General features: G+C 67.9%; 26 protein-coding genes and 2 pseudogenes. 11 read left to right on the plus strand and 17 right to left on the minus strand.

Going from position 1 to position 26288, the window contains the following annotated elements; all coding sequences use genetic code 11:
- Positions 1-2 precede the first annotated feature (2 nt).
- A complete protein-coding gene (locus GR168_RS16365; protein ID WP_159371218.1) occupies positions 3-908 on the plus strand; it encodes a DUF6542 domain-containing protein in 906 nt (301 codons plus the stop codon).
- A gap of 3 nt (positions 909-911) precedes the next feature.
- Here the strand turns inward: GR168_RS16365 and GR168_RS16370 are convergent, their stop codons facing one another.
- The 6 genes from GR168_RS16370 to GR168_RS16395 form a co-directional block, all read right to left on the minus strand.
- Positions 912-1496: a nucleosidase gene (locus GR168_RS16370; RefSeq protein ID WP_159371219.1), complete on the minus strand. Its 585-nt coding sequence runs from the start codon at positions 1494-1496 to the stop codon at positions 912-914.
- 20 nt (positions 1497-1516) lie between these two features.
- Entirely contained in the window at positions 1517-2311 is a 795-nt protein-coding gene (locus tag GR168_RS16375; RefSeq protein ID WP_159371220.1) for a fructosamine kinase family protein, read from the minus strand.
- Positions 2308-3231, minus strand: coding sequence for an SDR family oxidoreductase (locus GR168_RS16380; RefSeq protein ID WP_065631070.1), 924 nt, complete (start codon positions 3229-3231; stop codon positions 2308-2310). Before GR168_RS16380 ends, GR168_RS16375 begins: the two co-directional genes overlap by 4 nt.
- Before the next feature lie 83 nt (positions 3232-3314).
- Positions 3315-4337, minus strand: a complete 1023-nt coding sequence (locus tag GR168_RS16385) for an N-acetylmuramoyl-L-alanine amidase (protein WP_159371959.1) — start codon at positions 4335-4337, stop codon at positions 3315-3317.
- Between the two features lie 197 nt (positions 4338-4534).
- Positions 4535-5593: a GTP-binding protein gene (locus GR168_RS16390; RefSeq protein WP_159371221.1), complete on the minus strand. Its 1059-nt coding sequence runs from the start codon at positions 5591-5593 to the stop codon at positions 4535-4537.
- Positions 5593-6450 (minus strand): rhodanese-related sulfurtransferase, encoded by an 858-nt coding sequence (locus GR168_RS16395; RefSeq protein WP_159371222.1) that lies wholly within the window; start codon positions 6448-6450, stop codon positions 5593-5595. Before GR168_RS16395 ends, GR168_RS16390 begins: the two co-directional genes overlap by 1 nt.
- Before the next feature lie 196 nt (positions 6451-6646).
- On the opposite strand from GR168_RS16395, the gene GR168_RS16400 reads away from it, so the two are divergent.
- The 3 genes from GR168_RS16400 (at position 6647) to GR168_RS16410 (ending at position 9021) form a co-directional block, all read left to right on the plus strand.
- Positions 6647-7273 carry a hypothetical protein gene (locus GR168_RS16400; RefSeq protein WP_238994916.1) on the plus strand — a complete coding sequence of 209 codons (627 nt, stop codon included), beginning with the start codon at positions 6647-6649 and terminating at the stop codon, positions 7271-7273.
- Between the two features lie 265 nt (positions 7274-7538).
- The gene (locus GR168_RS16405; protein ID WP_058252466.1) at positions 7539-7883 is read left to right on the plus strand and encodes an Lsr2 family protein; all 345 of its coding nucleotides are present in this window, start codon (positions 7539-7541) and stop codon (positions 7881-7883) included.
- A 91-nt stretch (positions 7884-7974) separates the two neighbouring features.
- A complete protein-coding gene (locus GR168_RS16410) occupies positions 7975-9021 on the plus strand; it encodes a PHP domain-containing protein (RefSeq protein WP_159371223.1) in 1047 nt (348 codons plus the stop codon).
- 37 nt (positions 9022-9058) lie between these two features.
- On the opposite strand, the pseudogene GR168_RS16415 reads toward GR168_RS16410, so the two are convergent.
- From GR168_RS16415 to GR168_RS16440, 6 genes and pseudogenes are all read right to left on the minus strand, one after another.
- A pseudogene (locus GR168_RS16415) lies at positions 9059-10152 on the minus strand (LLM class flavin-dependent oxidoreductase).
- 185 nt (positions 10153-10337) lie between these two features.
- Complete coding sequence (locus tag GR168_RS16420) at positions 10338-11411, minus strand: ABC transporter substrate-binding protein (RefSeq protein WP_065631076.1); 1074 nt, start codon at positions 11409-11411, stop codon at positions 10338-10340.
- Positions 11412-11443: 32 nt separating this feature from the next.
- A complete protein-coding gene (locus GR168_RS16425) occupies positions 11444-12232 on the minus strand; it encodes an ABC transporter ATP-binding protein (protein WP_159371224.1) in 789 nt (262 codons plus the stop codon).
- A 40-nt stretch (positions 12233-12272) separates the two neighbouring features.
- On the minus strand, positions 12273-13016 hold the full coding sequence (locus tag GR168_RS16430; protein ID WP_223259000.1) for an ABC transporter permease: 744 nt from the start codon (positions 13014-13016) through the stop codon (positions 12273-12275).
- 229 nt (positions 13017-13245) lie between these two features.
- The gene (locus tag GR168_RS16435; RefSeq protein ID WP_065631078.1) at positions 13246-13845 is read right to left on the minus strand and encodes a DUF1707 domain-containing protein; all 600 of its coding nucleotides are present in this window, start codon (positions 13843-13845) and stop codon (positions 13246-13248) included.
- A 68-nt stretch (positions 13846-13913) separates the two neighbouring features.
- Positions 13914-15149 (minus strand): serine hydrolase domain-containing protein, encoded by a 1236-nt coding sequence (locus GR168_RS16440; protein WP_159371225.1) that lies wholly within the window; start codon positions 15147-15149, stop codon positions 13914-13916.
- Between the two features lie 93 nt (positions 15150-15242).
- Here GR168_RS16440 and ygiD point away from each other — a divergent pair, with 93 nt between their 5' ends.
- Positions 15243-16118, plus strand: coding sequence for a 4,5-DOPA dioxygenase extradiol (gene ygiD / locus GR168_RS16445; RefSeq protein WP_159371226.1), 876 nt, complete (start codon positions 15243-15245; stop codon positions 16116-16118).
- A gap of 3 nt (positions 16119-16121) precedes the next feature.
- Here ygiD and GR168_RS16450 read toward each other — a convergent pair whose 3' ends face one another.
- Together GR168_RS16450 and GR168_RS16455 are read right to left on the minus strand one after the other, a co-directional pair.
- Positions 16122-16607, minus strand: coding sequence for an SRPBCC domain-containing protein (locus GR168_RS16450; RefSeq protein WP_058252460.1), 486 nt, complete (start codon positions 16605-16607; stop codon positions 16122-16124).
- A gap of 3 nt (positions 16608-16610) precedes the next feature.
- The gene (locus GR168_RS16455; protein ID WP_159371227.1) at positions 16611-16982 is read right to left on the minus strand and encodes a metalloregulator ArsR/SmtB family transcription factor; all 372 of its coding nucleotides are present in this window, start codon (positions 16980-16982) and stop codon (positions 16611-16613) included.
- A gap of 176 nt (positions 16983-17158) precedes the next feature.
- On the opposite strand from GR168_RS16455, the gene GR168_RS16460 reads away from it, so the two are divergent.
- The gene (locus GR168_RS16460; protein ID WP_159371228.1) at positions 17159-18529 is read left to right on the plus strand and encodes an LLM class flavin-dependent oxidoreductase; all 1371 of its coding nucleotides are present in this window, start codon (positions 17159-17161) and stop codon (positions 18527-18529) included.
- A gap of 6 nt (positions 18530-18535) precedes the next feature.
- On the opposite strand, the gene GR168_RS16465 is transcribed toward GR168_RS16460, so the two are convergent.
- Entirely contained in the window at positions 18536-20197 is a 1662-nt protein-coding gene (locus GR168_RS16465; protein WP_159371229.1) for an ABC-F family ATP-binding cassette domain-containing protein, read from the minus strand.
- A gap of 114 nt (positions 20198-20311) precedes the next feature.
- Here GR168_RS16465 and GR168_RS16470 point away from each other — a divergent pair, with 114 nt between their 5' ends.
- From GR168_RS16470 to GR168_RS23955, 5 genes and pseudogenes are all read left to right on the plus strand, one after another.
- Positions 20312-21511, plus strand: a complete 1200-nt coding sequence (locus tag GR168_RS16470) for an FAD/NAD(P)-binding oxidoreductase (RefSeq protein ID WP_159371230.1) — start codon at positions 20312-20314, stop codon at positions 21509-21511.
- A 111-nt stretch (positions 21512-21622) separates the two neighbouring features.
- Positions 21623-22054 (plus strand): annotated as a pseudogene (locus GR168_RS16475) (DUF1801 domain-containing protein); the annotation flags it as partial.
- Between the two features lie 232 nt (positions 22055-22286).
- Complete coding sequence (locus GR168_RS16480; protein ID WP_159371231.1) at positions 22287-22664, plus strand: VOC family protein; 378 nt, start codon at positions 22287-22289, stop codon at positions 22662-22664.
- A gap of 109 nt (positions 22665-22773) precedes the next feature.
- Complete coding sequence (locus GR168_RS23950) at positions 22774-23400, plus strand: hypothetical protein (RefSeq protein WP_238994917.1); 627 nt, start codon at positions 22774-22776, stop codon at positions 23398-23400.
- Positions 23397-23750 (plus strand): hypothetical protein, encoded by a 354-nt coding sequence (locus GR168_RS23955; protein WP_238994918.1) that lies wholly within the window; start codon positions 23397-23399, stop codon positions 23748-23750. Before GR168_RS23950 ends, GR168_RS23955 begins: the two co-directional genes overlap by 4 nt.
- Before the next feature lie 27 nt (positions 23751-23777).
- Here GR168_RS23955 and GR168_RS16490 read toward each other — a convergent pair whose 3' ends face one another.
- Together GR168_RS16490 and GR168_RS16495 are read right to left on the minus strand one after the other, a co-directional pair.
- The gene (locus GR168_RS16490) at positions 23778-24470 is read right to left on the minus strand and encodes an alpha/beta hydrolase (RefSeq protein ID WP_238994919.1); all 693 of its coding nucleotides are present in this window, start codon (positions 24468-24470) and stop codon (positions 23778-23780) included.
- Positions 24471-24492: 22 nt separating this feature from the next.
- Entirely contained in the window at positions 24493-26211 is a 1719-nt protein-coding gene (locus GR168_RS16495) for a CocE/NonD family hydrolase (RefSeq protein WP_159371233.1), read from the minus strand.
- Between the last annotated feature and the right edge of the window lie 77 nt (positions 26212-26288).

The raw sequence follows: 26288 nt of genomic DNA on the forward strand, positions 1-26288 counted from the left end.
ATGTGCCTTCCCCGCAACGTCTCCAAACCGCGGTACCACTGGACCAGCAGTCGGTACTGCCCGCGGTCCGCGGTGTGCCGTGGTGGGGCGCCGTTCTCCTGGCCACCGGGATCACGGGCCTCGGTGCGGCCATCGACGCCGGCAGCAACGATTCGCTGGGCTCGATCTACAAATTCTGCTACCTCGTCGGATGTGTGATCGCCGCGCTGGCGGTGCGTCGTCGTGCCCTGTTCACCGCCGCCGCGCAGCCCCCGCTCATCGCCTTCTTCGTCAGCATCGTCACGCTGTACGGACTCAATTCCGAGCAGGCGTCGTCGGGACTGAAGAGCCTCGTCTTCAATGTCCTGCTCCCCATCGCGGCGGACTTCCCCTGGATGTTGACGACGTTCCTCGTGACCCTGGGGATCGTGCTCGCCCGGTGGTTCCTGACCCGCGAGGCCGCCGAGCCGGCGAAACGCCGGGCCGCGGGTCGCGACAAGGCGGGCCGGACGCCCCCGAGCAGGTCCGCGGCCGGGAGCGGCGACGCCGACCGGCCCTCGGGCCGCGCGGCAACGCATCGTCGCGCCAAGGGGCCCGGCTCGTCCGGAGCCGCTACCGAGGCCCCGTCTGCGTCTCCCGAGAAGAACCGATCGGCAGCGCAGTCTTCGCCCTCCTCGACCAAGGCCGCGCCGCGATCGCGACCGAAACCGCGTTCGACCGGAGCCTCGGACCGGCCGTCCGCGACGTCCCGCTCGGCGACGAAGGGTTCTCGTACCGCAACGGGCGCACCGCGACCTACTGTCGCCGACCTCGCGGCCCCCGACCTCACGCCGTCGGACGCCACGCCCGCGCCGCGACGCCCGGACATCCCGACGTACGAGTCGGCAACCGACATCCCCCCGGCCGGAGTCGCCGACACGCGGTCCTGAGCCTCAGCTCGCGACGTTGCGTTCCAGCCAACGCCCCAGCCGACGCGCTGCGGCGTCGACGAGCGCGGGCCACTCCATCGCACCCTCGTCCGCGTTGTCGGTGACCGCCTTGATCAGGCGGCAGGGCACGCCGAACTCGGCACTCACGTGGGCGACCGCGCATCCCTCCATGTCGACGAGGTGGGCATGCCGGGCGAGTTCGCGCCGACGAACCGGATCCGCGACGAAGGTGTCCCCGGACGCCAGCACCGTTCCGTCGCCGCCGGGTAGCTCCCAGCGGTCGGTCATCTCATAACCCATCGCCCGTAGTTCGGCGCTACTGATGTCGTGCTCGAGCACGGCCGACGGGAGGAACAGACCCAACTCGGCGTCGCCGCTCACACCGTCGCGCAGGGCCCCCGCGGTACCGATGTTGATGACCTCGGAGACCGGCGCCCCGCCGGCGAGTTCCCGGCTCAGCGCCATCGTCGCGCGCACCTTGCCGATGCCCGTCACGAGCACCCGCATCCCCGGCGGCACATGTCTGGCCTCGGCCCGCGTCGCCGAGACGACGAGGACACCGGGTCGGGGCAGCGCGTTGTGAGTCACGCCGACGATTATGGCGTGTGTCAGCGGGCGAGCGCGGCGGACGCCCGCGCCGCGCGGCCCAGCGACGAGCCGTATCCGGGTCCGTGGCCGGCCGCGTGCACGGCGAGCGGATGCAGTTGGTGGACGTCGACGCGGTCCTGCCAGCCGGGGACGAGCGGGTGCTCGTCTCGATATCCGTCGAGGACCGCATCGAGGTGCGGGCACCCGAACAGTGCGAGCATCGCCAGATCGGTCTCCCGATGACCGCCGTGCGCGGCCGGGTCGATCATCACGACGCCCCGCGGAGTCCACATCACATTCCCGTTCCAGAGGTCGCCGTGGATGCGTGCCGGCCCCTCGTCGTCGTCGAACACGCCGTCCGCGATCAGGGCACATGCGTCGCGGACCGCGTCCTCGTCCTCGGTCGTGAGGTTCCCGGCCGCGCGTGCCGGGGCCAGATACGGTTCCACCCGTTCCCGGACATAGAACTCACCCCACGACCGGTATTCGACCGAGCTCAACTCTCGGCGACCGATGAACAGCTGACCGGAGAACGGTGTTCCGTCCGCGTCAGCAGGCGGGGAACCGAACTGCGGGGCGCCCCCGTCGTGCATCCGAGCGAGCGCGACCCCGAACTCCCGTGCCGCTCCGGGCGATGGCCGACCGCGTTCGAGACGTTCGAGTTCGATGGCGTCTTCGCTCACCGAGATCACTTGTACGACAGGCGCTCCCGACGCCGACAGCCAGCGCAACCCGGCGGCTTCGGCCGCGAAGAAGTCGGGATGACCGCCCCGCGGGCCGCTCTCGCGCAGCGTCTTGGTGAAGGCGGGACTCACCGGGAGGAATGCTCGTCGGTCGCCGTCGCCTCGAGACTCTTCGCACTCACTCGCGCGAGCCGGTCGAAACGATCGTTGGCGACTCGCATCGCGATCTCATACGGCAGTGCGAACTTTCGCGCCCACCAGTACCCGAACCGGATGTCGAACGAGGTGTAGACCATGAAGCGGTTCTTGCGAATCCCGGTCAGGATCGCCGCCGCCGCCACGTCGGGCGACACCGCGACCTTGTGAAATCCGTTGATGGCGGCCTTGACCCGCGGGTTCTCGCGGTCGATGCCGACGATCTCCACGGAGTCGACCAGTGGCGTGTCCACCCCGCCGGGGCATACCAGGGACACCCCGATCCCGTGACGCCGCAGATCGAATCGAAGAACCTCCGACACGCCCCGCAGCCCGAACTTGCTGGCGCTGTATGCGGCGTGCCAGGGCAGCGCCAGCAGTCCGGCGGCCGAGGAGACGTTCACGATGTGTCCACCGCGCCCCCGTCGGATCATCTGCGGCACAAAGCTTTCGATGATGTGGATCGGCCCCATCAGGTTGACGTCGACCAGCTTCCGCCAGTGCCGGTGTTCGAGATTCTCCACCGTTCCCCACGCCGAGATCCCGGCGATGTTCATCACCACGTCCATGACGCCGACCTCGGCGTCCACCTGGCGGGCGAACCCGGCCACCCAGTCGAAGTCCGAGACGTCCCCGGCCACGTGGTAGAGGACCGTTCCGTCGGCCGCGGTGATGGCCGCGACGACCTCGTCGAGCTGATCCGCGTGCAGGTCGGTGAGCACCAGTTCGGCGCCCCGGGCGGCGGCGGCCTGGGCGGTGGCCCTGCCGATTCCGCTCGCCGCGCCGGTGATGAGGACCTTGCGGCCACGCAGCGACGGCACCGGGGTGTCCATGAACAGCAGCTCTTTGAGACCCATGACGCGAGGTTAGCCGTCCGCCGCGGCGGACCTCAGCCAATCGACGGATCGCCCACGCCGGATCGGGCCGCGCGCCGGCGACGTCAGCCGATCGGCAGTTTCCCGTCGAAGAGCGCGTAGACGATGGTCAGCATCGCCTTGAGCACTTGTGCGGACACGTCCTGGCCCTGGGTCATCAGCAGCCGCGCCACGGCTTCGGGGTCCTCGGTGGCGAGGAGCTGCTCGACGAAGGGGATGACCGAGGACAGTCCGCTGGCGTCGTCCGTCGGCACCGACGGCGCCGGGCCCGCTCCGGTCGCGGCGTTCCCGTTGACGTAGTTCAGGATTCCGTCGGTGATCGCCATGGCGTACTTGACCTGACCGTCACGGCCGGCGAGCGCCTTGGCCTCACCGGGGTTGGCGAGGTTGCCCATCTCGATGAACACCGCCGGGACCTTGGTCAGGTTCACCGCGGCGATGTCCGGACGGGTCTGGATCCCGTCGCGGACGCCGGCGTAGTTCGCCGAGGGGAACCCGGCCTTGACGAAGGCGTCGCGCATAGTGGTCGAGGCCTTGCGTCCCTCGCCGGACTGCACGCGGTCGACGGTGGCATCCGGGACCGGCAGCGACGGCACGATCATGTGGAAGCCCTTCTTGGACTCGTCGGCTCCCCGCGCCGTCGAGTCGGCGTGCAGGCTGACCGCGACCGCGGCTCCGGAGCGACTGGCCGCGGCGGCGCGTTCGTCCACACAACCGCCCCAGCCGGTGTCGTCCGGCCGGCTCAGGACCACACGAGCCCCCTGGCTCTCGAGGCCGGCCTTCACGAGTTGCCCGATCTGCCAGTTGACCGTGTGCTCCTTGGCGCCGTTCACACCGGTCGCGCCGCTGGTCTGGCAGTCCTTCTTGCCACCGCGCCCGTCCGGCACCTGTGCCCTGAGGTCGTGACCGGCGGCAGAGGCCTGGTGACCGGGGTCGAGGAAGATCGTCTTCCCCGCCAGTGCCGTCCCGCGGGCGGGGGCCGCTTCGGCGGGCGCCGCGACCACATTCGAGGCGACCGCCATCGACGTGGCGGCCACCATGGCGAAGCCGATCGTGGCAAGGCGTTGGGCTGTCGTCTTTCGGAACATTGCGCTGTCGAGGCCGCGACGCGCCGAGGCGCTGGTCACTTGCCTCACTCCCTCCCGTTGAGTACCACTGGTCACACTGGTCACAGACATAACAGTGAAACAAACGAATGCGGGATTCCGAAATGGTCGTCCTGGGACAACGGCATTTCGTTAGGGAGCTGTGACCTCTCCGATCGGCGTGTCGAGCGTGTCGCGGGTCAGTCCGCCAGGTGCCGCAGGATTCCGAGGATGCCGTTCTCGTCCGCAGCGTCCTCCGGTCGGGCGACGGCGGCCTCCAGTTCGGCGCGCACGGCCGCCTCGTCGAGACCGCGCCCGATCGCGACGAGTTCGGTGGCCGGACGCCGCCCTTCCCAGGATTCGCGCATCACGCGCACGAAGCCGCCGACTCCGTGCACGACGAACCGCTGCCGATGCCTCGGTACGTCGAAGTGGACGATTCCCTTGATCCGGAAACAGCCACTGGGCGGACGTTCGAGAAATCGCGCCAGGCGCCGCGGATCCATCGGCCGGTCGCTGGAGAACGACACCGACTCGTATTCAGCGTGCAGATGCTCGTGGTCAGCGTGACCCGCGTCGTCGAGCAGCAACTCGTCGAAGGCCATCTGGCCGGACCGAGCCTGCGCGACGTCGCGCTGAACGACATCGAACAGCAGCGCCGGATCGATCGCGGCATTCCGGGTCGCCACCCGCGGTGCGGTCGCATTGAGTTGTGCGACAAGCTCTTCGACGACGCGCCGGGACTCATCCGGGATCAGGTCGACCTTGTTGACGAGCACGAGGTCGGCGATCGCGACGTGCGAGTCCAGCTCCGGATGCGTACCGCGCACCTCCTCGACATGCGCGGCGTCGACCACGTAGACCAGTCCGCCGTAGCGGAGTCGTGCGTCCGCCACCGACGTCACCATCCGGATGAGCGCTTTGGGTTCGGCGATCCCGCTCGCCTCGATCACGATGGCGTCGATCCCCGCGCTCGGACGAACCAGCGAGGTGAGCGCGTCCGCGAGGCCGTCGGCGTCGACGGTGCAGCACATGCACCCGTTCCCGAGGCTCACCGTGCCGTCCGCCTGCGCCGAGACGAGCAGCGCATCGATGTTCACCTTGCCGAAGTCGTTGACCAGCACGCCCAGCCGGGTGCCGGTGCGCCCGGCAGACCGCAACAGATGATTGAGCAGTGTCGTCTTTCCCGAACCCAGATACCCGGCCACCACGACGACCGGAACCGGACCGCGGCGATCGGGGGTCTTCGCAGCGCTCATCACCGGCGGTCGGGTTCCAGACAGTCCGCACAGATCACGGCGAGGTCGCGGCCGTCTCGATCGGGGTGATTGGCGACATTGCTCGTCGGACGACGGCATTCGACGCAGCGGCCGAGCACCTCCGCGTGGTCGGAGAACTCCACGCCCATGCGGTCGTCGAAGACGTAGAGCGAACCCTGCCAGAGCCCGTCGTCGCCGTACCGCTCGCCGTAACGCACGATGCCGCCGTCGAGTTGGTAGACCTCGGCGAACCCGCGGTTCCGCATCACCGTGCTGAGGACCTCGCAGCGCACGCCGCCCGTGCAGTACGTGACGATCGGCCGGTCCTTGAGGTGATCGAACGCGCCGCTCTCGATCAACGGCACGAAGTCCCGGGTGGTGCGCGCCTTGGTCGTGACCGCGCCGGCGAATCGCCCGACCTCTGCCTCGATCTCGTTGCGCCCGTCGAAGAAGACCACGTCGTCGCCGCGGGCGTCCACGAGCTCGTGCACCTGCTCCGGACTCAGCCGTGTTCCGGTGCCGACGACCCCGTTCTCGTCGACCTCGATCTCGTCCGGAACCCCGAAGGTCACGATCTCGGGCCGGACGCGCACGCTCAACCGCGGGAAGTCCCGGCCCGTGCCGTCGGACCATTTGATGTCCGCCCCCGCGAACCCGGGGTACGCGCGGGTCGTCCTGACGTAGCGTTTGACCGCGGCGATGTCGCCACCGACGGTGCTGTTGATCCCGTGGCGTGACACGATGATCCTGCCCCGGACCCCGAGCGACTCGCACACCGCCAGCTGCCACAACCGGATGGCCTCGGGATCGGGCAGCGGAACGAAGACGTAGAACAGGACGATCTTGGGGGTCGGCACAGTGCAAGGGTACGGAAATCGGCGACCCCGCCCCGAATCCACATCACGGTCCCGCGACCGCCGATTCCTGCGCGTGATCTGCGCAACCGCGGCAATCGGGACTCTGACCGTTTCGGTCGCACTCGCCGGATGCTCCCTGCCGTCGGACTCCGGCCCGTCCCGAATCGTCATTCCGCCCACCGACGAGTTGTCGACGGTGACCGAAATCGAGTCCTCGTCGACGACATCGACCACCGGCGAGGACTCGGCGCGGAATCTGCCCGACTGGACAATCGGGCGAGTCGTCGCAATGGCACCACGCGTCGACAACTCGCGTTTCCACCAGGGCTCGGTGACGGAGGATTCGCCGCTGCAGGACTCGTCCGGTTTCCATTTCTCGACGCCGGATCGGGCGGTGAACTGCTCGACCGGTACCAACGGTTCGTCGGCCCTCGCCTGTCGGATCGATGAGGATGCGGACGAGGATTCCTCGGCGGAACGTCCGTCGTCCGCGTCGGGCGCCTGCGACTGGGCTCGGGATTACGCCGTCCTGGGACCGGATGGACCGCAGCGCGGTGCGTGCGCCAATCGATATCCCGTTCTGTATCGCAGTTCGATTGTCGACTTCGGTCGCACTATTTCGATATCGCGATTTTCTTGTCTCGTTGAGACCGTCGGTATGTTCTGTCTCGAATCGCGTTCTCAATCAGGATTCGCAATCACCCCGAACGGTTACCGAACCATCTATGCAGCGGATCGGGCACCCGAAGCGTTGGTGAGCGTGTCACCGGAGGAATCGGACGAATCGTCCCGGCGGACGACCGGGGCAGTGCCCACGAGCTAGCGCACACCTACTTCGAACCGGACCGCCACTGCGCGTAACCCGCCGTCGAGACCAGCGTGGATCCGACTGGTTAACAAACGGCCGTGTCTCGACTTCCCTAACGCTATTCAATGATTTATGGTCTAGGCGGGGGTTCTCAGCAAGTACTCATGGTTTGGGTCTAAGCTGTGCACAGTTGGAATAGATCAAAACGGGGGGACGCAGGTTTTCGGGCCTTGCACGTCCGTCTTGGTCGGATGACACAATTCGAGGGGACAAGCATTTCATGGCGAAAAAGGAAATCGTTCAGGTCATCGACGATCTCGACGGTAAGGTGCTGGATCAGTACGAAACCGTCCGGTGGTCGCTCGATGGAAAGAACTACGAGTTCGACACTTCGTCGAAGCATGCGCAGCAATTCCGCGATTCGCTGTCGAAGTACCTCGACATCTCCCGCCAGACCGGTCGCGTGACCAAGCGCACCGCAACGGCGTCGACTGCGACCGGGGGCGGACGCAACAAGGAGACCACCAAGGCGATTCGCGAGTGGGCCATCCGCGAAGGTTACGAACTGAGCGATCGCGGTCGCATCCCGCAGAGCATCATCGAGGCCTTCGAAGCCGCACACTGATCGGTCAGACCTGACCGTCATCACACATGAGACCTGTTGCCCGGCCGCCTTTCGCGTGCCGGGCAACAGGCGTTGAAAGGGCTGTTCGCGAATGAGGCCCCTGACCCCGCTGTCGGCTCCGGTGGACCCGATTCGCGCACTCGAGCGCATCTCGTGGCTGCTCGAGCGGCGTCGGGAGAGCACGTACCGCGTGGAGGCCTTCCGCCGCGCCGGGCAGGCGGCCGCCGGACTCGACCCGTCCGAGCTACACGCGCGGGTTGTCGCCGGCACTCTCACCGCGATCAAGGGAATCGGCAAGACCACCGCGGCGGTCATCGCCGAGGCCGCCGACGGTGAGCTACCGGGGTACCTCGCACGTTTGCAGGCCGAAGATCCACCCATCGCCCCCGACGGCGCCGAGGGCCTCGTCGAGGCCGTTGTCGGCGACCTGCACGCCCACACCGACTGGAGCGACGGCGGGGCGCCCATCGAGGAGATGGCCGCGGCTGCGGAGGCCTCCGGCCACGACTGGCTCGCGATCACCGACCACTCGCCGCGCCTCACGGTCGCGAACGGACTGAGCGCGGAACGGCTCGCCGCCCAGATCGAGGCGATCGACAACTGGAACACCGGTCACAGCAGCCACTTTCGTCTCTTCCGTGGAATCGAGATCGACATCCTCGACGACGGCACGCTCGATCAGACCGACGAGATGATCGCCCGACTCGACGTCGTGACCGCATCCGTGCACTCCAATCTGCGCATGGCGCACGACGCCATGACCGACCGGCTCATCGCCGCGGTCTCCGACCCACGGGTGCACGTCCTCGGCCACTGCACCGGCCGGCGAGTGCTGAGCGGCCGGGGCCACCGCCCACCCTCGACCTTCGACGCCGAGGCCGTGTTCGCCGCCTGCGCGGCCCACGACACCATCGTGGAGATCAACTCCCGTCCGGAGCGGGTCGACCCGCCCGACGAACTGATCGAGATCGCCGACGACGCGGGCTGCCTGTTCGCGATCGACTCCGACGCCCACGCACCCGGGCAACTCGACTTCAAGATCCTCGGCGCGCGGCGGGCCGTCGACCACGGCATCGACCCCGACCGGATCGTCACGACATGGTCGTCGGACCGGTTGTCGGAGTGGCTCGCCCGCTGAGCTGTCCCGCCGGGCCCGAGCGGCCCAGAACGTGCTGTCAGCTCAGGGCCTCGACCCGGTCCCGGATCACCGGCAGCACGCCTTCGGCGAACCAGTGCGCTTCCTCGATGTGCGGATAGCCCGACAGGATGAAGTGGGAGAAGCCCTCGGACTCGTACTCGCCGATCAGCGCCGCGACCTCGTCGTAGCTACCGACGAGCGCGGTGCCGGCTCCCCCACGGATGAGCCCGACCCCCGCCCACAAGCCGGGATGGATCTCGAGCGCATCCGACGTCCGCCGTGGAGTTCGGCCATCCGACGCTGACCGGTCGAGTCCGAGACCGAGTGCAGGGCGAAGGCGGTCTCGATCTCCTCATCGGAGATCCCTTGCAGCAGCGTGTCCGCGACCCGCCACGCCTCCTCGGAGGTCTCGCGGGCTATGACATGCAGCCGCACACCGTATTCGAGCGACCGGCCGACCGTCTCGGCGCGTCGCGCCACCTCCGCGATCTTCTCTCCGGCCACCGCCGGCGGCTCGCCCCACGTGAGGTAGACCTGGGCACGCGAGGCCGCAACGGTCAGAGCCGGGTCCGACGACCCGCCGAAGTAGATCCGCGGTGGATCGGTCGGCGGATCCGCGAGGAACGCCCCGGCGATCCGGTAGAACTCTCCGTCGAAGTCGACGGTCTCACCGGACCAGAGCCGGTCGACGATCTGCACGAACTCGTCGGTGCGCGCGTAACGGCGGTCGTGGTCGACTCAGTCACCGAACCGGCGTTGCTCGACCTCGTCACCGCCGGTCACGATGTTGACCGCGATCCGTCCACCCGAGAATCGCTGGAGCGTCGCCGCCTGCTGTGCGGCCAGGGTCGGCGAGATCAGCCCGGGGCGGAACGCGACGAGGAAGGTCAACTGCTCGGTGTGGGTGATCGCGGCGGCCGTGGTCAGCCACGCGTCCTCACACCAGGTTCCGGTCGGGGTCAGGACACTCTCGTAGCCGAGCCGATCGGCGGTGCGTGCGACATCGATCAGGTACGGCAGGTCGGGCGCCCGATAACCCGGTGGGTGCCGTTTCGTCGCCGATGCATGTGAGGCTCCGACAATCCCGCGGCTGTCACCGGCGGTCGGCAGAAACCAGTGGAAATGGCTCATGGGCATGTTCCCTTCTCGCATCACTAGTGGTGTGTCTCGGAAATAGGTGGCCGGTATCCGGTGGAGCGATCGGTGGTCTGGCAAGGCGGAGGAGGGAGGGATAGCGGAGCTATCTCGACCGACGACAACGCAGCCAGGCGCCGATCGAGCGCCGGAGACCAGTCACTTATTCCCGAGACGCACCACTAGGACTGGGGCGTGCCGAACAGCGGTGCCAGGGCCTCGTCGTAGCGGTTGTCGACGAACTTCGCGAAGTCGACCTGCCCTTGGAGTTGCCCGGAGTCGGCGAAGGCGTCGGCGAGCTCCTGCTCCGACGCCACGACGCTGTCGTCGAGTGCGATCGCGGGTCGGAGGCTGCGGCCCTGGGCGATCGCGCCGGCCCGCGGGTCGATCCCGACCTCGGCGGAGTACTGCTCGGCCCACTCTTCCGGGTTGGCCTTGGCCCAGTTGGCGGCCCGCGCGATCCCGAGCGCCAGTTCCCGTACCGCGGTGTTGCGACGCGGGTCGGCGAGCGCCTCGTCGCCCGCGATCCCGAAACCGTAACCGTTCGAGACGCCTTCGGCCGTGACGAGCGTCTTCGGGTTGTTCTCGAGCTGGACGATCGCGGTGTACGGGTCCCAGATCGCCCATGCGTCGACGTTGCCGGAGGTGAACGCGGACAACGCATCCGCGGGCTGCAGGAAGACCGGCTCGACGTCCTTGCCGGGCCCCAGGGTCAGATTCACCTTGTTCAGTTGCAGCAGCAGATGTCCGTGTGCCGAGCTGCCCTTCGCCACGGCGACCTTCTTGCCCTTGAGGTCGGCGACCGACGCCAGCGTCGACGTTCCCGGGATCAGGATCGCGTCGCCGCTGGCGTTGTTCGCGTACCCGGTGACGATCTTGACCTTCGCGTTCGCCGCGGCGCCGAAGATGGGCGGCGTGTTCCCGGTGACCGCGAAGTCGATCTTGCCTGCGGTGGCGGCCTCGATCTGCGGCGGGCCGGAGGTGAAGGTGGAGAATTCGATGGTGAACGGGAGCTTCTCGAGTTCGCCCGAGGCGTGCAGTAGGGCTTCGGTGCCGCCCTTCTGGTCTCCGACTCGGAGGGTCAGGTCCTGCAGTGAGGCGACGTCGACCGTCTCGTTCGCGATCGATTCGGCGGTGTCCTCCCGCTGCACACAGCCCGCGAGGCCCAGGGTCAGGGCGGCGGTGGCCAGCACGGCGGCGAGCACGCGGCGCCGTCGGGGCCGGGATGCGCGCACGGAAAGATGGTGGTGTGTCATCGAGATCGGCTTTCGGTCAGGGAACGGGAGGGTCAGCGCGCCGGATCGGCGACGCCGAGTGCGGTCAGCAATTCGGCTCGCAGGCGCGGGATCTCGGAGTCGGGGTCATCGGCGTCGCCGGTCTGACGTGGACGGGGCACGGCGAGATCTTCGACGATCTCGCCACCGGCCAGGACGGCGACGCGGTCGGCCAGCCGCAACGCCTCGTCGACGTCGTGGGTGACGAGGAGTGCACCGAACCCGTTGTCGCGCCACAGCGAGATGAGCAGTTCGTGCATCGTGCGCCGAGTGAGGGCGTCGAGTGCACCGAACGGCTCGTCGAGCAGCAGCAGTTGCGGACGGGCCACGAGCGCACGGGCGAGCGAGACCCGTTGCGCCTGACCACCCGAGAGTTGCGCGGGCCACGCAGCCGTCTTGTCGCTCAGGCCGACCTCGTCGAGGGTGCGGCGCGCGCGTTCGCGGGCCTGTGACTTGCCGACCTTCTCGCGCACGAGGCCGAAGGCGACGTTCTGTAAGACGGTGCGCCAGGGGAAGAGTCGCGGTTCCTGGAAGGACACCGCCGGGTGACCGGCGGTCCGGACGCTGCCCGACTCGGTCTGCGACAGGCCCGCCAGCAGGCGAAGCAGCGTCGACTTGCCGCTGCCGCTGCGTCCGATGAGCGCGACGATCTCGTGCGCCCCGACCCGTAGGGTGACGTCCCGCAACACGAGATTGTCCCCGTAGCTCAGGCTCGCGTTCTCGACTTCCGCGGCGTATCCGGCGGGGTCGACCAGGTCGTCGGCGGACGGGACCTCGAGATCGCGGGTGGCGATGGCGGTCATGGTAGGGCCTCCTGGACTCGGGATGTGCGGGTTGGGGGCGTCACCGGTTCTGGTATCGGGTCGTGTAGCGCTCCAGCGCACGCACGATGGCGTCGGTGATCAAACCCAGTGCGGCGTAGACGATCAGGCCGAAGAAGATGATGTCGGTGCGCAGGAAGTCGCGCGCGTTGTTGATCAGGTATCCCAGCCCGGACGTGGCCGCGATCTGCTCGGCGACGATGAGGCTGAGCCATGCGATCGCCAGGGCCTGGCGCAGACCGACCAGGATCTGCGGCATGGCACCCGGGATGATGAGATCGCGGATGGTGGTCAGCCGCGAGAAGCCCAGCACGCGAGCGGTTTCCACCAGGCGGCCGTCGATCTGGCGAATCGCGGCGGAGGTGTTCAGGTAGAGGGGGAACAGCGCGCCGAGGGACACGAGCAGCACCTTGGGCATCTCGCCGATGCCGAACCACAGGATGAACAACGGGATCAGACCGAAGAGCGGAAGTGCGCGTATAGCCTGCATGTTCGGGTCGATGGCCGAGTCGGCGAACTTGCTCAGGCCGACCAGCAAGCCCAGACCGATCCCGACCGCGACGCCGATCGTCAGTCCGATCGCGACCCGCTGCGCCGACGCCGCGATGGCGTCGAGGAGTTGTCCGTTGTTCAGGACCTCCCACCCGGCCTCGGCGATCAGCGACGGTGCGGGCAGCTTGTCCTGCGGGATGATCCCCAGTGCGCTGCCCACCTGCCAGAGCACGAGAACGGCGATGGGTGACAGCGCGCGCAGGATGGTGTGCAGCCGGGACGACCGGCCCGCCTTGGCCGATGGGGAGTCGGACGACCCCGGGTCCACCGCCCGCGGATCGCCGGGCGCGCTGATACTGAGTGTTCGGTCGGCCACGTGCGGCAACGTTACGAATCGGGAAACACTCGCGACACCGTTGAGTTCAGCGTGAGCACAAGTAGGCCACCCGCCCAGCGTTCGCGTAACGGCGAGCGGTCAGCCCCGGTCGATACGGTTCGGTGCGTCAGCTCCGTTTGATGACGATGCCGGTCATCCCCGACGCCGAACCCGTCAGCTCGATCACCGGTCCGCCCGGACGCGTCGGTGCGCCGGCCTTGTCCTTCACCTTCGACCATCCGGAGAGTTGCAGGTCGCCGTACCTGATCTCCTGATCGGGGCCGATCCGGAGCTTCACCGTGGTGATGGAGACCTGCAGCTGCAGGATCGTCGACGGCCCGGGGAACGTCGCATGGGTGAAGTCCATGTCGACGGTGCCCATGCTGCCGGTGACCAGCGTCGACGGCGGAACATGCCACGTGCCCTTGCGTCGAACCGTCTCCCACTCGGCCGCGAGGTGCACGGGCCCGGTCGAAGGGACGGCGACGGCCGGGGTCGCGGCTACGGCCTGGCCCGGCTCGTTGAACAGGCGACCGGCGTTCGGCAGGTGTTCCAGGACGGCTCGCAGGTCCGCGCGGGTCTTGGCGGCGTACACCAGACCGGACCGCTCCTCGAACTCCGCGATCTCCAGATATCCGGACGAGAAGGCATCATTGAGGAGAGTCACGGCCCGCTCGCGTTCCGGGTTTCCGACCCGTAGATCGTCGTCGGGGAGGCGGTCGACCATACCTGCCACCATATGGCACCCGCGCTGGGTGGGTTTTCGCAGCACGACGGCCGGGCCTCGCGGCGGCGTCAGTTCCGCGGGATCGGTGGCGCGGAGTCGGGGGCCATCAGGGCGCCGATCTGCGCGAAGATCGGATTGCCGCCGTTGGCGTACGAGCCGTCCGGACCGAACGCCTCGGAGTCGTAGGTCACCGCCACCGCGATGGCGATCTTCTCCGACGGGAGATACCCGACGACCGCCGCGTAGCCGTTGAACAACGGGTTCTGCACGATCCAGCCGCCGGTCAGCACGACTCCCATGCCGTAGGTGTACTCCTCGTTCATCGGCCGGCACGTCGAGCAACCGGCCAGCGGACGCGCCACGCCGCGGAGCCGGGTGGAGACCATGGTGTCGTAGCCCTCGGCCGACAGCGTCTCCCCCGCGAAGAGTTTCCGGGCCGTCGCCTCGACGTCGTAGATGTTCGACGTCTGAATCGCACCGTGGGTGATGCTCCACGACGGGTTCCAGCCGGTCGTCTCCTCATAGAACGGCGTCGTCGGCGGGAGGTTCATAATCCCGCGACGCTCCGACGAGTAGGCATGCAGGGCGGGCTCCGGGATCACCGCCGTCAGATCCGACACCGTGTTGTCGAGGTCGAGCGGCTCGGAGATCCGCTGCCGGAGTAGGTCCGCGACCGATTCACCGGTGATCTTCTCCAGCGCGAGGCCGAGGATCACGTAGTTGGTGTGCGCGTAGTTCCAGTTCGTCCCCGGCGCGTAGAGCAGCGGCTTGTTCACCGCGTAGGACAACATCTCGTCGGTCGTCCACGCCTTGAACGGGTTCGTCAGCTCCTCGATCTCGAACGCGTCGTTACCGAGCACATAGTCCTGATACCCCGACGTCATCGTCGCCAGTTGCCGGAGAGTGACCCGGTCGCTGTTGGGGATCTGGGGCACCCATTTCGCGATGATGTCGTCGAGGGCGACCGCCTTCTCGTCGACGAGTTGCAACAACACCGCCGCGACGTAGGCGATGGCGACCGACCCGTTGCGGAAGTGCATGTCCGCGGTGGCGGGTACACCGGTCTGCGACTCGCCGAACGCCTTGGTGGTCACCTCCTGGCCGTCCTCGGTGACACGCACGATCACCGACTTGAGGTGCTGGGACTCCATCAGACCTTCGACGATCTGCTCGATCTGCGCCGCCTGCTGCGGGCTCGACGACGAGGCCGACGAGGACGCGGGTTCGGAACCGCCCCCGGTGCCGCACGCCGCCAGAGCGATCGCGAGGACCGCGGCAATCAGCATTGACCAGCGCTTATGCATTGTATTGTTCCACGGGCGCCGAACCCCTGTCGGCGACTTCGGCGATTCCGGAGTAGCGTCGACTCCGTCCGCAATCGGCCGGAGGAGGCGACGATGTCAGCGGTAGACGCGACGAGCTCGGGGACGATGCCGGTCGCGTTCATCGGTCACGGCAACCCGATGAACGCCCTGGAGCGCAACAAGTACACCGAGGCCTGGGCCGCTCTGGGTGCATCGGTGCCGAAACCGCGAGCGATCCTGGTGATCTCGGCGCACTGGTACACCAACGCCACCGCCGTGACGGCGATGCCACGGCCGCGGACGATCCACGACTTCTACGGTTTCCCGCAGGACCTCTTCGACGTGGAGTACCCCGCCCCGGGCGACCCGGATGTCGCCGACATGGTCTCCGATGTCGTCAAACCCACGTGGTGCGGTCACGACATCGACAGTTGGGGTATCGACCACGGGACGTGGTCGGTGCTGGTGCACACGTTCCCGGATGCGTCCGTACCCGTACTCCAGTTGTCTCTCAACGCTTTCAAGGACTACGAGCACCACTACGAACTGGGCCGCCGGCTCGCCCCGCTCCGCGACCAGGGTGTGCTGATCATCGGCAGCGGCAACATCGTGCACAACCTACGCGCGGTCGACTTCGCGAAGCCCGACAGCGGATTCGACTGGGCCCACCGGTTCGACGACGCGGCCCGAGAGGTGTTGCTGGACAAGCCGTCGAGTGTGCTGAGTCTGGACGGACATCCCGACTTCGACAAGTCCGTGCCGACCCCGGACCACTATCTACCGATGCTGTACATCGCCGGACTCGCCGGAGACGCCCCGCTGGATCTGCTCGTGGACGGCCATGCCGCCGGGTCGATCTCGATGGCCGCCTACACGCACGGGCTGGACGTCGAGCCCACGGGGTCCGGCGCCGGTGGCCCGGCCGCCGAACTGCCCGAGGGGTTTCCGACGCTCAACTCGAACCTGTGACCCTCAGGCCGCGAGGAACTCGTCGATCTGGTTGATCGCCGACGACGCACCTTCGACGACTCCCATGTCGAGCACCTTCTGCAAGGCCTCGGCCGAGTCGTAGGTGCTGATGAAGGTGGCGACGGTCTTACCGTCCGTCTCGGTGAATGCGTAGGAATTGCGGGATTCGGGCATGTCGGTGATCGGGTTGAGGTCCCCGTCGGCAAAGCCGTCCAGGAAGGTGAAGCCGGTGGGCTCGTCCACCGATTCGACTTTCCAGTAGCCGCCGAACTTCTCGCCCTCGGGACTGGTCATGTAGTACGTGACCTTGCCACCCGGGCGCAGGTCGTGGTCGACGACGGTCGCCGGATAGGTGGGCGGGCCCCAGATCTTCTCGAGCTGACGCGGATCGGCGTAGATCTGCCACACCCGTTCGATCGGGGCCGCGAACTCGGCGTTGATGGTGATCGTCCGGGCGTCCAGGTCGGGTGTCACATCGATGACAGGCATTGTTCATTCCTCCGCTGTGGTTGTGGGTGAGGGTGATTCGAGCGTGAGCAGATCGTCGATGCGGGCGATACGACCACGCCACACCGCTTCGAGCTCGGTGAGCATCGAGGCCACCGAACGCACTGCCGCGACATCGCCGCTGGCCAGCTGCTCGCGTCCGGAACGACGCTTGGTGAGTAGACCGGCCTTCTCCAGGACGGCGACGTGCTTCTGTACCGCCGCGAAGCTCATGTCGTATTTCGCGGCGAGCACCGAGACCGAGTGTTCGCCGGCGAGCACGCGTCGCAGGATGTCACGACGGGTGCGGTCCGACAGCGCGTGGAACAGGGCGTCGGCCCGGTCCTCGTCTGTCGGTTCGCCTGCGTTCTCGGCCACGTCTCAAACATACAACCAATTGGTTGTATGTCAAGGGTCTGTTGCGATCACGGCGGGCTCAACTCTGGCCGCCGGTGGACCCTGCGCCTTGACTTGTCCCGACCGTCTCGCCGCATCCGTCGCGCGTCGCCGCCATCGGACCGACTCCGCGATGCCGAACCCGAAGGACCCCACTCGTGACCCGTCAGCTCCACCTCGGTGGTTTCTTGATCGCCTCCCCCGTCACCCACTCGCACGCCGCATGGCGTCATCCCGGGTCGGAGACCGACTACTTCGGGCCAGACCACTACCACCGGGTCGGCCGCATCCTCGAACGCGGCAAGTTCGATTTCGCCTTCTTCGCCGACCTGCTCGCCGCACCGGTCCGGTTCGGCGGCGACCAGTCCGAACCCTTCCGGCGCGGCACCCAGGCCGCGGCGACGATCGATCCGAGCCTGGTCGCGGCGAGCATCGCCGCCGTCACCACCCGGCTCGGTATCGCGGTCACCAAGTCCACCACCTACTTTCACCCCTACGAACTCGCGCGCGTCTTCGGTTCCCTCGATCACCTCACCCGTGGACGGATCGCGTGGAACATCGTGACGTCGCTGTCACAGGCCGAGGCGCAGAACTTCGGCTTCGACGACCACGTCGGACACGACGAGCGGTACGTGCGCGCCGAGGAGTTCGTCAGCACGGCGATCAAGCTGTGGTCGAGCTGGGATGCCGACGCCGTCACCGCCGACAAGGAGTCCGGCGTCTGGGCGGATCCGTCGAAGATCCACACCGTCGACCACGAGGGCACGCACTACCGCACGCGGGGTCCGCTGAACCAGCCCCGCTCACCGCAGCATCGCCCGGTACTCATCCAGGCGGGGTCGTCGAACACCGGCAAGGACTTCGCCGCGCGGTGGGCGGAGGCGATCTTCGAGATCGACCCGACCCCGGAGGGACGCCGGGCCTACTACGACGACGTGAAGTCGCGGGCGGTGAACTTCGGCCGAAATCCCGACCACGTCAACATCTTCCCGTCGTTCATCCCGTTCATCGGCGAGACCGAGTCGATCGCCCGGGAGAAGCAGGCGTTCCACAACGAACTCGCCGATCCGATCTCCGGCCTGATCACGCTGTCGGTTCACACCGACCACGACTTCTCCGCCTACGATCTCGACGCTCCCGTCGAAGACGTCCAGGTGAGCGGCACACAGGGGCTGTTCGACGTCGCCCGACGCCTCTCCGAGCGGGACAGTCTCACCCTCCGCGACATCGGCAAGCTCTACGCCCAGGGAGTCCTGCTGCCGCAGTTCGTCGGCACGGCCGCCGATGTCGCGGATCAGATCGAGGAGTCCTTCACCGGCGGTGAGGCCGACGGGTTCATCGTGTCGAGTGCGCAGACCCCGGGCACCTTCAACGATTTCGTGGACTACGTGGTGCCGGAGTTGCAGCGCCGCGGCCTGTTCCGCACGGAGTACGAGGGCACGACCCTGCGCGAGCACCTCGGGCTCGGGAGCGCCGAGGAGGATCTGCCCGCGGACGTGCGTGGGGTAGACACCCGGCTCGCGGGCTGAGAGAACTCAGCGCTCGCCGACCCGGCCGCCGTCGACGTCCCAGTGCCGGTCGACGCGCACGTTCTGCAGCATGCGCCGATCGTGGGTCACGAGAAGCACTGCGCCGTCGTAGGAATCGAGGGCGGACTCGAGTTGCTCGATGGCCGGCAGGTCGAGGTGGTTGGTCGGCTCGTCGAGGACGAGGACATTGGTGCCCCGCGCCTGCAGCAGGGCGAGCCCGGCCCGCGTGCGCTCGCCGGGCGACAGCTCTCCGACCGGCCGGTCCACGTGATCGGCCCGCAAGCCGAACTTGGCGAGCAACGTCCGCACGTCCGCGGTGGAGTATTCGGGGACCAGCGCTTCGAACCGTTCGGCCAGCGGCCGGGGACCGGTGAACAGGCCACGCGCCTGGTCGATCTCGCCGATCGCGACGTTGGTCCCGAGTCGCGCGGTCCCCTCGTCGGGTTCGACGCGACCGAGCAGTAGCCGCAGCAGCGTCGTCTTGCCGGCACCGTTGTGGCCCGTGATGCCGATGCGTTCGCCGGCGTTCACCTGTAACGACACCGGGCCCAGCACGAAATCTCCCTGTCGCACAACCGCTTCGTTGAGAGTGGCGACCACCGAGCTGGAGCGCGGCGCGGACCCGATGGTGAACTCGAGGACCCATTCCTTGCGCGGTTCGGCGACCTCGTCGAGCCGTGCGATCCGGCTCTCCATCTGCCGGACCTTCTGCGCCTGCTTCTCACTGGACTCGGTGGCGGCGCGGCGTCGGACCTTGTCGTTGTCCGGCGCTTTCCGGATGGCATTGCGGACACCCTGACTCGACCATTCACGCTGGATCCGAGCCCGGGCGACGAGGTCGGCCTTCTTGGCCGCGAACTCCTCGTACTCCTCGCGACGGTGACGACGCGCAACCGCCCGTTCCTCGAGGTAGCTCTCGTATCCGCCGCCGTACACGGTGTTGGTGTGCTGCGCGAGATCGAGTTCGAGCACCCGGGTGACGCTGCGCGCGAGGAACTCTCGATCGTGACTGACCAGGACGACGCCGCCCCGCATGCCGGCCACGACCTCCTCCAGGCGCGCGAGACCGTCGAGATCGAGGTCGTTGGTCGGTTCGTCGAGGAGCACGATGTCGAACCGCGAGCACAGCAGCGCGGCGAGCCCGACCCGCGCGGCCTGCCCACCGGACAGATCCGCCATCAGGGTGGCATCCGGGTCGATGACGCCGTCACCGAGCCCGAGGTCGGCGAGGACCGCGGGCAACCGCTCGTCGAGATCGGCCGCCCCGGTGGCCAACCAGTGGTCGAGCGCGGCCGCATACGTCTCGGCCGGATCTCCCGGCGCCGCGGCGTCGGGGTCGGCCAACGCGTCCGCCGCCGCGTCCATCGCCGCCGTCGCCGCCGCGCACCCCGTCCGGCGGGCGACGTACGCACGCACCACCTCACCGGGAACCCGTTCGTGCTCCTGCGGCAACCATCCGACGAAAGCGTCGGACGGTGCACGGGTCACCGTCCCCTCCAGGGGCGCGAGATCACCGGCGAGTACCCGCAGCAGCGTGGTCTTCCCGGCGCCGTTCGCGCCGACCACACCGATCACGTCGCCGGGTGCCACCGTCAGATCGAGGTGGTCGAAGAGGACGCGGTGGGCATATCCCCCGGCGACGTCCTTGGCGACGAGCGTGGCGGTCATCGGTCCATGGTCGCACCCAGCACCCGGACCACGAGGACCCGGCCGAGCGGCCCCGGCACGCGGCACAGCCGGCTCCCCCGGTTTTCCCGACCGCCCGGCCGGGTATTGACCCGCATGACCTCATCTCGCGAGACCCGACACTTCGACGTCGTCATCGTCGGCGGCGGGAACGCCGGCCTCAGCGCGGCGGCGCGACTGCTGCGCCTGGGCGTCACCGATGTCGCGGTCATCGAACCGCAGGCCGTCCACACCTACCGCCCCCTGCTCTCCTACGTCGGCGGAGGTCAGGCGACACTGCAGGACGCCGAGCGCACGCAGCGATCGGTGACGCCGGACGGGGTGACGTGGTTGCGAGACACCGCCGTCGTCGTCGACGCGCGAAAGCGGACGATCCGCTGCGCCTCGGGCGCCGACATCGGCTACCGAGACCTCGTCCTGGCCGTCGGACTCGTACCGGATCACGACGCGATGCCGGGGATCGAACTCGCGATCGCCGACCCGGCGGTGTCCAGCAACTATCTCGACCGGGCCGAACAGACCTGGGATCTCGTCACCTCGATGCCGCGGGGTGGACGGGCGGTGTTCACCGTCCCGCGTCCGCCGGTCAGCTGCACCGGGACCACACTCAAACCACTCTTCCTGGCCGCCGCCCACTGGCGGCGTCGAGGCATCCTCGAGTCGCTCGACATCACCTTGATCGTTGACCGGCCCCATCTGCTCGGAGTCGCGGCCCTCGACGCCCGCCTCTCGGAGTGCCTCGACGAACTCGGCGTCCGCGTGCTGCTCGACAGTTCCGTACGACTACATCCGGTCGATCGCCGGGTCACCGTCGTCACCGGCTCGGCCACCCGAGATGTGTACTACGACATGCTGCACCTCGTCCCGCCCTTCCGAGGCGCCGACCTGGTGACCGACTCGGGCCTGGCCGGCGCCCGCGGCCGGGGGCTCGTCGACATCGATCCCCACACGCTGCGTCACCGCACCCATCCGTCCATCTGGGGAGCCGGTGACGGCGCCGCGATCGCGACCGACCCATCGGGCGGCGGGCTGCGCCGGCAAATCTCGGTGCTCGCAGACAACATCGCGGCCGCGCGGGCCGGTGAGGAGCTCACCGCCTACGACGGGTACACCGTCGCTCCGATCGCGACGGACGCACATCATCTGATCGCCGCCGAGTTCGACCGCGACGGGACCGTCACGTCCTCATTGCCGTCGGTCATCGACCCGCTCAAACCGCGCCGGAGTGCGTGGGCCTTCGACCGATATGCCCTCCCGCGCCTGTACTGGAACGCGATCTTGCGTGGGCGGGTGTGAGTCCGCGTCGAGACCTCTGACCGGTTCGGAATCGAGAAGCCCCTCGACCCGCCGCGGACTACCGTGAATGCTGCCTCGGCCCCGAGGCCGTCGACCACGAAGGAAACGCGAATGGGCAGCTCTGGAGGATTCTCCGATCAGGAACGGGCCGCGATGAAGGAGCGCGCCGCGGAGCTCGAGAAGGAGAAGACCCGCGGGCGCGGGAACAAGAAGGCGGCCGAGGAACTGGATCTGCTCGCGAAGCTCGAGAGCATGGACCCGGCCGATCGCGCGCTGGCCGAACGCATCCACGCGATCGTCACCACGACCGCGCCGGACCTCGCGCCGAAGCTCTGGTACGGACAACCGGCCTACGCGCTGAAGGGCAAGGTCGTGTGCTTCTTCCGCAGCGGGCACGACGACAAGGAGCGATACTCCACCTTCGGGTTCACCCAGAACGCCAGCCTCGACGACGGTGGATTCTGGCCGACGTCGTTCGCGGTCAGCACCCTGGACACCGAGGCGGAGAAGACCATCGCGACGCTGGTCGCGAAGGCGGTGAGCTGGCCTTCCCCTTGCTCCCCGAGGTGCGAGGAGCGCAAGCGACGAGCCACGAAGGGTCAGGAACCGGCGAGGGATCGTCTCTTTACCACGAATTTGCGTCCCCCTCAACAGGTTTGAAGGGCATATTGCCCTTCGCGCCGGCTCACGGGGACGGAAATTCTGCGCTGGGGGCCGGTTCCGGCTTCTGCGAACAACACTGGTTCGGCTCCGCGGCCCGACTACCCTGGGCGCCATGATCACCGCGGTGCACACACTGATCTACTGCGACGACCCGGACGCCGCCCGCGCATTCTTCCGCGACGTGTTGCGCTTCCCGCACGTCGACACGGGCGGCGGTTGGCTGATCTTCCAGACCGGTCCCAGCGAACTCGGAGCGCACCCGAATGCCTGGGAGCACGAGGGAAGCGCCGGGCGCACCGATCAGAAGTTCGACGTGTCGTTCATGTGCGACGATCTCGACTCCACCATGCGCGAACTCGCCGGCCGGGGCGCCGAGTTCGCGGGCACCCCGACCGATGAGGGCTGGGGCGTGACTGTCCGGGTCGAGGTCCCCGGCGCCGGGGAGATCACGCTGTACGAACCGAAATACCCACCGCCCGCTCTCCTGTGAACGTCCGGACCCGTCCGCCGGCCGTCCCTCATTCGGTCGCATGAAACCCGGCGATGCCCCCATCGAAGCGCGGTAATCTCCCGAGGTCACCGACCAGGAGGAGCCGACCGTGGGCAGTCCCTACGACCCCAACCAGCCGACCGCCATGGGTCCGCAGGGGCCGCAGCAACCCGGCTGGCCGCCTTCTGGCGGTCACCAACCCGGCGGGCCGCAGCCGGCTCCCGGCCAGCCGCCGAACCCGGGTCCGTACGGTGGGCAGCCGTACGGCCAACAGCCCTATGGCGGGCAGCCGTACGGCCAACAACCGTACGGCCAACAACCGTACGGCCAACAACCGTATGGCCAGCCGTTCGGTCAGCAACCACCCCCGCCGGCCAAGAGCGGGAGCAAGAAGTGGTGGTTCATCGGCGGCGGCGGACTGGTCCTCGTACTGATCGTCGTGGTGGCGGTGGTGCTGGCGTTGACCCTGCGCGGTGGTGGCGACGACGAACCGTCGATCCCGACCGCCTCGGCCCTCCAACTGGTGCTGCCCGAAGACCAGTTCCCGGACATCACGGGCGAATTCAGCACGGAGACGGGCAGTACCGACGACGACGGCAGCACCGTGGACAACGAGAAGTGTGCACGCTGGTCCAGTCTCAGCAGACCGGCAACGAACGCGCGGAGCGCGAGCTCACCGAGACCTCGTCCTCCAGTGAGATACTCTTCGGTCTCGACAACTACAGTGCCGACGTGACCAAGCCGGCCGACAACGGTTACGACGAGTTCGACGAGATCGTCTCCGCCTGTTCGTCTTTCACGCTGACCCTCGAGGACGGCGACGTCCCGGTCACTCTCGCGCTCGAGAAGGTCGAGCTGCCGATCGACGGTGACTACAAAGCGGTCCGGATGACCGGCGAGTACGAGGTCGGTGCGATCGAGGTTCACCTCGCCGGGATCATCGTGGTCGGCGAGGAGCGCGGCGTATCGTTCACGGTCACGCACAACACGGTTGACGACGCACCGCCCGCGATGGACACCACGGTCAGTAACAATCTGGCCGAGATGTTCACGGCCCAGCGGCAGATCATCGCCGACGCGACCTGAAGCCCGACGGTCGAGATTCGTCGGTCGTCAGAGGAGGATTCGCGCCACCGCGGCCGGGTCGTCGAAGATGCTCATATGCCAGGCCCCGGCGCGGACGATGAAGTCCGATCCCGGTATCCGCAGATGCATGGCTTTCATGGAGGCGACGTCGGACACCGTGTCGTGTTCGGCCGCGACCACGGTCACCGGGCACGAGATCGACGCGGTGCGTTGCGAACAGTCGAAGTGGGCGATCGCGCGCAGCGCCGACGCCCAGGACGCGTGGTCCGCGGCGGCCACGGCTTCGCGAGCGTAGCGGACGACCGGTCCATCGTTGCGCAACTCGTCTGCGCTGAACCAGCGTCCGAGTGTGCCGTCGACATCGACGGTGCCGGCCTCGACGGCGGCTGCCGCAGCGTCGAATGCCGGGAAGGGCGTGTCTCGGGTGCAGAGCAGCGTCAGGCGGGAGACGAGCTCGGGGCGCCGGATCGCGAGTTCCAGGGCCACCTGTCCGCCGAAGGAATGTCCCACCACATGCCAGGGCGCCTCGGACGCAACCGATTCCGCGACCCCGGCGGCGAGCCGCGCGGGTAGGTCGTCATCCGCATGACCCGGCGGCGGGCTGATCGCAGGCGTGATCACGTGTCCGTACTCGGCCAGCTCGGCACGCACGCCGTCCCACACCGCCGGCGACAGCGGGGTTCCCGGCAGTAGCAGCCAGGTCGGGGGTTCGGTCGTCACCACGTACTCTCCTCAGCTGTCGTCATGGATTCAGACCGGCCGCCGGATTCGTCGCCTCGATCAGCGGCACCGTCAGCATCGAGGGATGATCTCCGCCCCGATGAATCCGACACGTTCCGCGGGGACCGGTCTGATAGCGAGCGGGGAAATGTCCGGTCAACGGGTTGCCCCGGTCGATGTTCCGCCCCGCGAGCACCAGCCGCAGGCGATCGCCGGGCATGAAAGATGTTGCCGACGATCCGAGTCCGACCTCGATCTCCGCGATCTGACCGGGCTCCAGCAACTGAACGCGGTCGAAGCTGTGCACCGGCCGGGCCACCGACGATGCATCGCGGTCCAGTGCTCGCAGGGACAGCTTCTGCCTACCCGTCACGATGCGGTCCCGACCGTATCCGTACGAACCCTCGAACGGGACCCACTGCGTTCCGGCCCATTTCTCCACTGCGACGAACAGCGTCGCATCTCCACCGCGCGGCAGGCTGACCCATAGTCGAGCACTCATCGGTCCGGAGAGTTCGAGGTGAGAATCGATGGCAAGGTCGTAGGCCAGCCCGGCCCCGCGCAGGTCGAGAACCGACGAACCACTCGCCACGCCTTCCCCGGTGTCCTGGGTCAGACGGTCACCGTCGGCCAGTCGCAGTTCGGTCCACGTGGTCGCCGCCGGCGGCCACTCATGTTCCTCGCGTACATCGGTGACCTCGGCCCGCGACCCCCGGACTTCGAGGCGGACCCGTGGCAGGGTCATGGTCGTGCTTCCGCGCAGGTGTCGCTCGAAGAACGCGTGCTGGGTCGCCACCGCGTCGTCGCTGTAGAACGTCGCCCATTTCGGTCCGCGGTGGGTGTACAGGTACTTGTGGGTCGACCCGGCCCGCTCGAACGCACGCATCGAACCCGCGCTGTGCAGATTGCCGTCGGAGAAGCTGGCGCACACCAGCATCGGCACCTCGATGGCCGCAAGATCCGGTGTCTTGCTCTGCCACCAGTCATCTCGCAGGGGGTGGCGGCGACGTTCGGCATCGATGTCCTCCGACAACCGGGCGGCCTTCCGGGTGACGAGAGCCCAGATGCGGGAGAACCCTCTCTCGTCGACTCCACCGGGCTTCATGAAGTCGCGGTAGAGGTCGGTGAACCCTTCCCACGGACAGATCGCCGCGAGGTGGGGCGGGTGGAGTGCTGCCGCCTTGTACTGCGAGAGTGCGAGATACGACACGCCCAGCATGCCGACCGCGCCGGTCGACCAGGACTGCCGGCCGGCCCACTCGATCAGGTCGTGGACATCGAGGGCCTCGGCGTCGGAGAGCAGCGATCCGGTTCCCTCCGAGGTCCCCGCGCCGCGCAGGTCGGCATTGATGACGACGTAGCCCCGCGAGGTCCAGACCGCGGGGTCGGGCGCCTCCCAGCCGGTCTCACTCGAAACCCGATACGGCGCAGGTTGATTCATGATCCGGTACTGGAAGTTGATCTTCCACCCGAACAGCGTCCGGACCGGCAGCGCGTCCTTGCCGTAGGGGTGCGCCGAGAGCAGGACCGGGAACGGACCATCCCCCGCCGGTCGATACACGTTGACCCGCAGAGTGACCCCGTCGCGCATCACCACCGGGACGTCGGCGTCCTTGATCATGTCGTCGGGTGCCGGATAGATGGTCACCGGCGGACGTACGGCGTTCTGCACCCGCCGCAGGCCATAGCGGAGAGCACCCGGGCGCCGCCACGGCCGGTCGTGGCTCACCGAATCCCCCATACGACCTCCGACGACAGTGCGACACCCATGGCTGGACTCTAGGGCACAGGCGGAGGCCGGTCTTGGCTCTCCACGCC

It is taken from the genome of Gordonia sp. JH63 (assembly GCF_009856645.1).
Lineage (GTDB): Bacteria > Actinomycetota > Actinomycetes > Mycobacteriales > Mycobacteriaceae > Gordonia > Gordonia hongkongensis.

What these genes read in the sequence shown, in the direction of transcription:
- GR168_RS16425 (WP_159371224.1), bottom strand. Translation starts at nt 12,232, where the DNA reads ATGACCGCCATCGCCACCCGCGATCTCGAGGTCCCGTCCGCCGACGAC.
- GR168_RS16465 (WP_159371229.1), bottom strand. Translation starts at nt 20,197, where the DNA reads ATGACCGCCACGCTCGTCGCCAAGGACGTCGCCGGGGGATATGCCCAC.
- GR168_RS16480 (WP_159371231.1), top strand. Translation starts at nt 22,287, where the DNA reads ATGATCACCGCGGTGCACACACTGATCTACTGCGACGACCCGGACGCC.
- GR168_RS16385 (WP_159371959.1), bottom strand. Translation starts at nt 4,337, where the DNA reads ATGTTCCGAAAGACGACAGCCCAACGCCTTGCCACGATCGGCTTCGCC.
- GR168_RS16380 (WP_065631070.1), bottom strand. Translation starts at nt 3,231, where the DNA reads ATGGGTCTCAAAGAGCTGCTGTTCATGGACACCCCGGTGCCGTCGCTG.
- GR168_RS16405 (WP_058252466.1), top strand. Translation starts at nt 7,539, where the DNA reads ATGGCGAAAAAGGAAATCGTTCAGGTCATCGACGATCTCGACGGTAAG.
- ygiD (WP_159371226.1), top strand. Translation starts at nt 15,243, where the DNA reads ATGTCAGCGGTAGACGCGACGAGCTCGGGGACGATGCCGGTCGCGTTC.
- GR168_RS16390 (WP_159371221.1), bottom strand. Translation starts at nt 5,593, where the DNA reads ATGAGCGCTGCGAAGACCCCCGATCGCCGCGGTCCGGTTCCGGTCGTC.
- GR168_RS16440 (WP_159371225.1), bottom strand. Translation starts at nt 15,149, where the DNA reads ATGCATAAGCGCTGGTCAATGCTGATTGCCGCGGTCCTCGCGATCGCT.
- GR168_RS16410 (WP_159371223.1), top strand. Translation starts at nt 7,975, where the DNA reads ATGAGGCCCCTGACCCCGCTGTCGGCTCCGGTGGACCCGATTCGCGCA.
- GR168_RS16470 (WP_159371230.1), top strand. Translation starts at nt 20,312, where the DNA reads ATGACCTCATCTCGCGAGACCCGACACTTCGACGTCGTCATCGTCGGC.
- GR168_RS16420 (WP_065631076.1), bottom strand. Translation starts at nt 11,411, where the DNA reads ATGACACACCACCATCTTTCCGTGCGCGCATCCCGGCCCCGACGGCGC.
- GR168_RS16435 (WP_065631078.1), bottom strand. Translation starts at nt 13,845, where the DNA reads ATGGTCGACCGCCTCCCCGACGACGATCTACGGGTCGGAAACCCGGAA.
- GR168_RS16450 (WP_058252460.1), bottom strand. Translation starts at nt 16,607, where the DNA reads ATGCCTGTCATCGATGTGACACCCGACCTGGACGCCCGGACGATCACC.
- GR168_RS16495 (WP_159371233.1), bottom strand. Translation starts at nt 26,211, where the DNA reads ATGGGGGATTCGGTGAGCCACGACCGGCCGTGGCGGCGCCCGGGTGCT.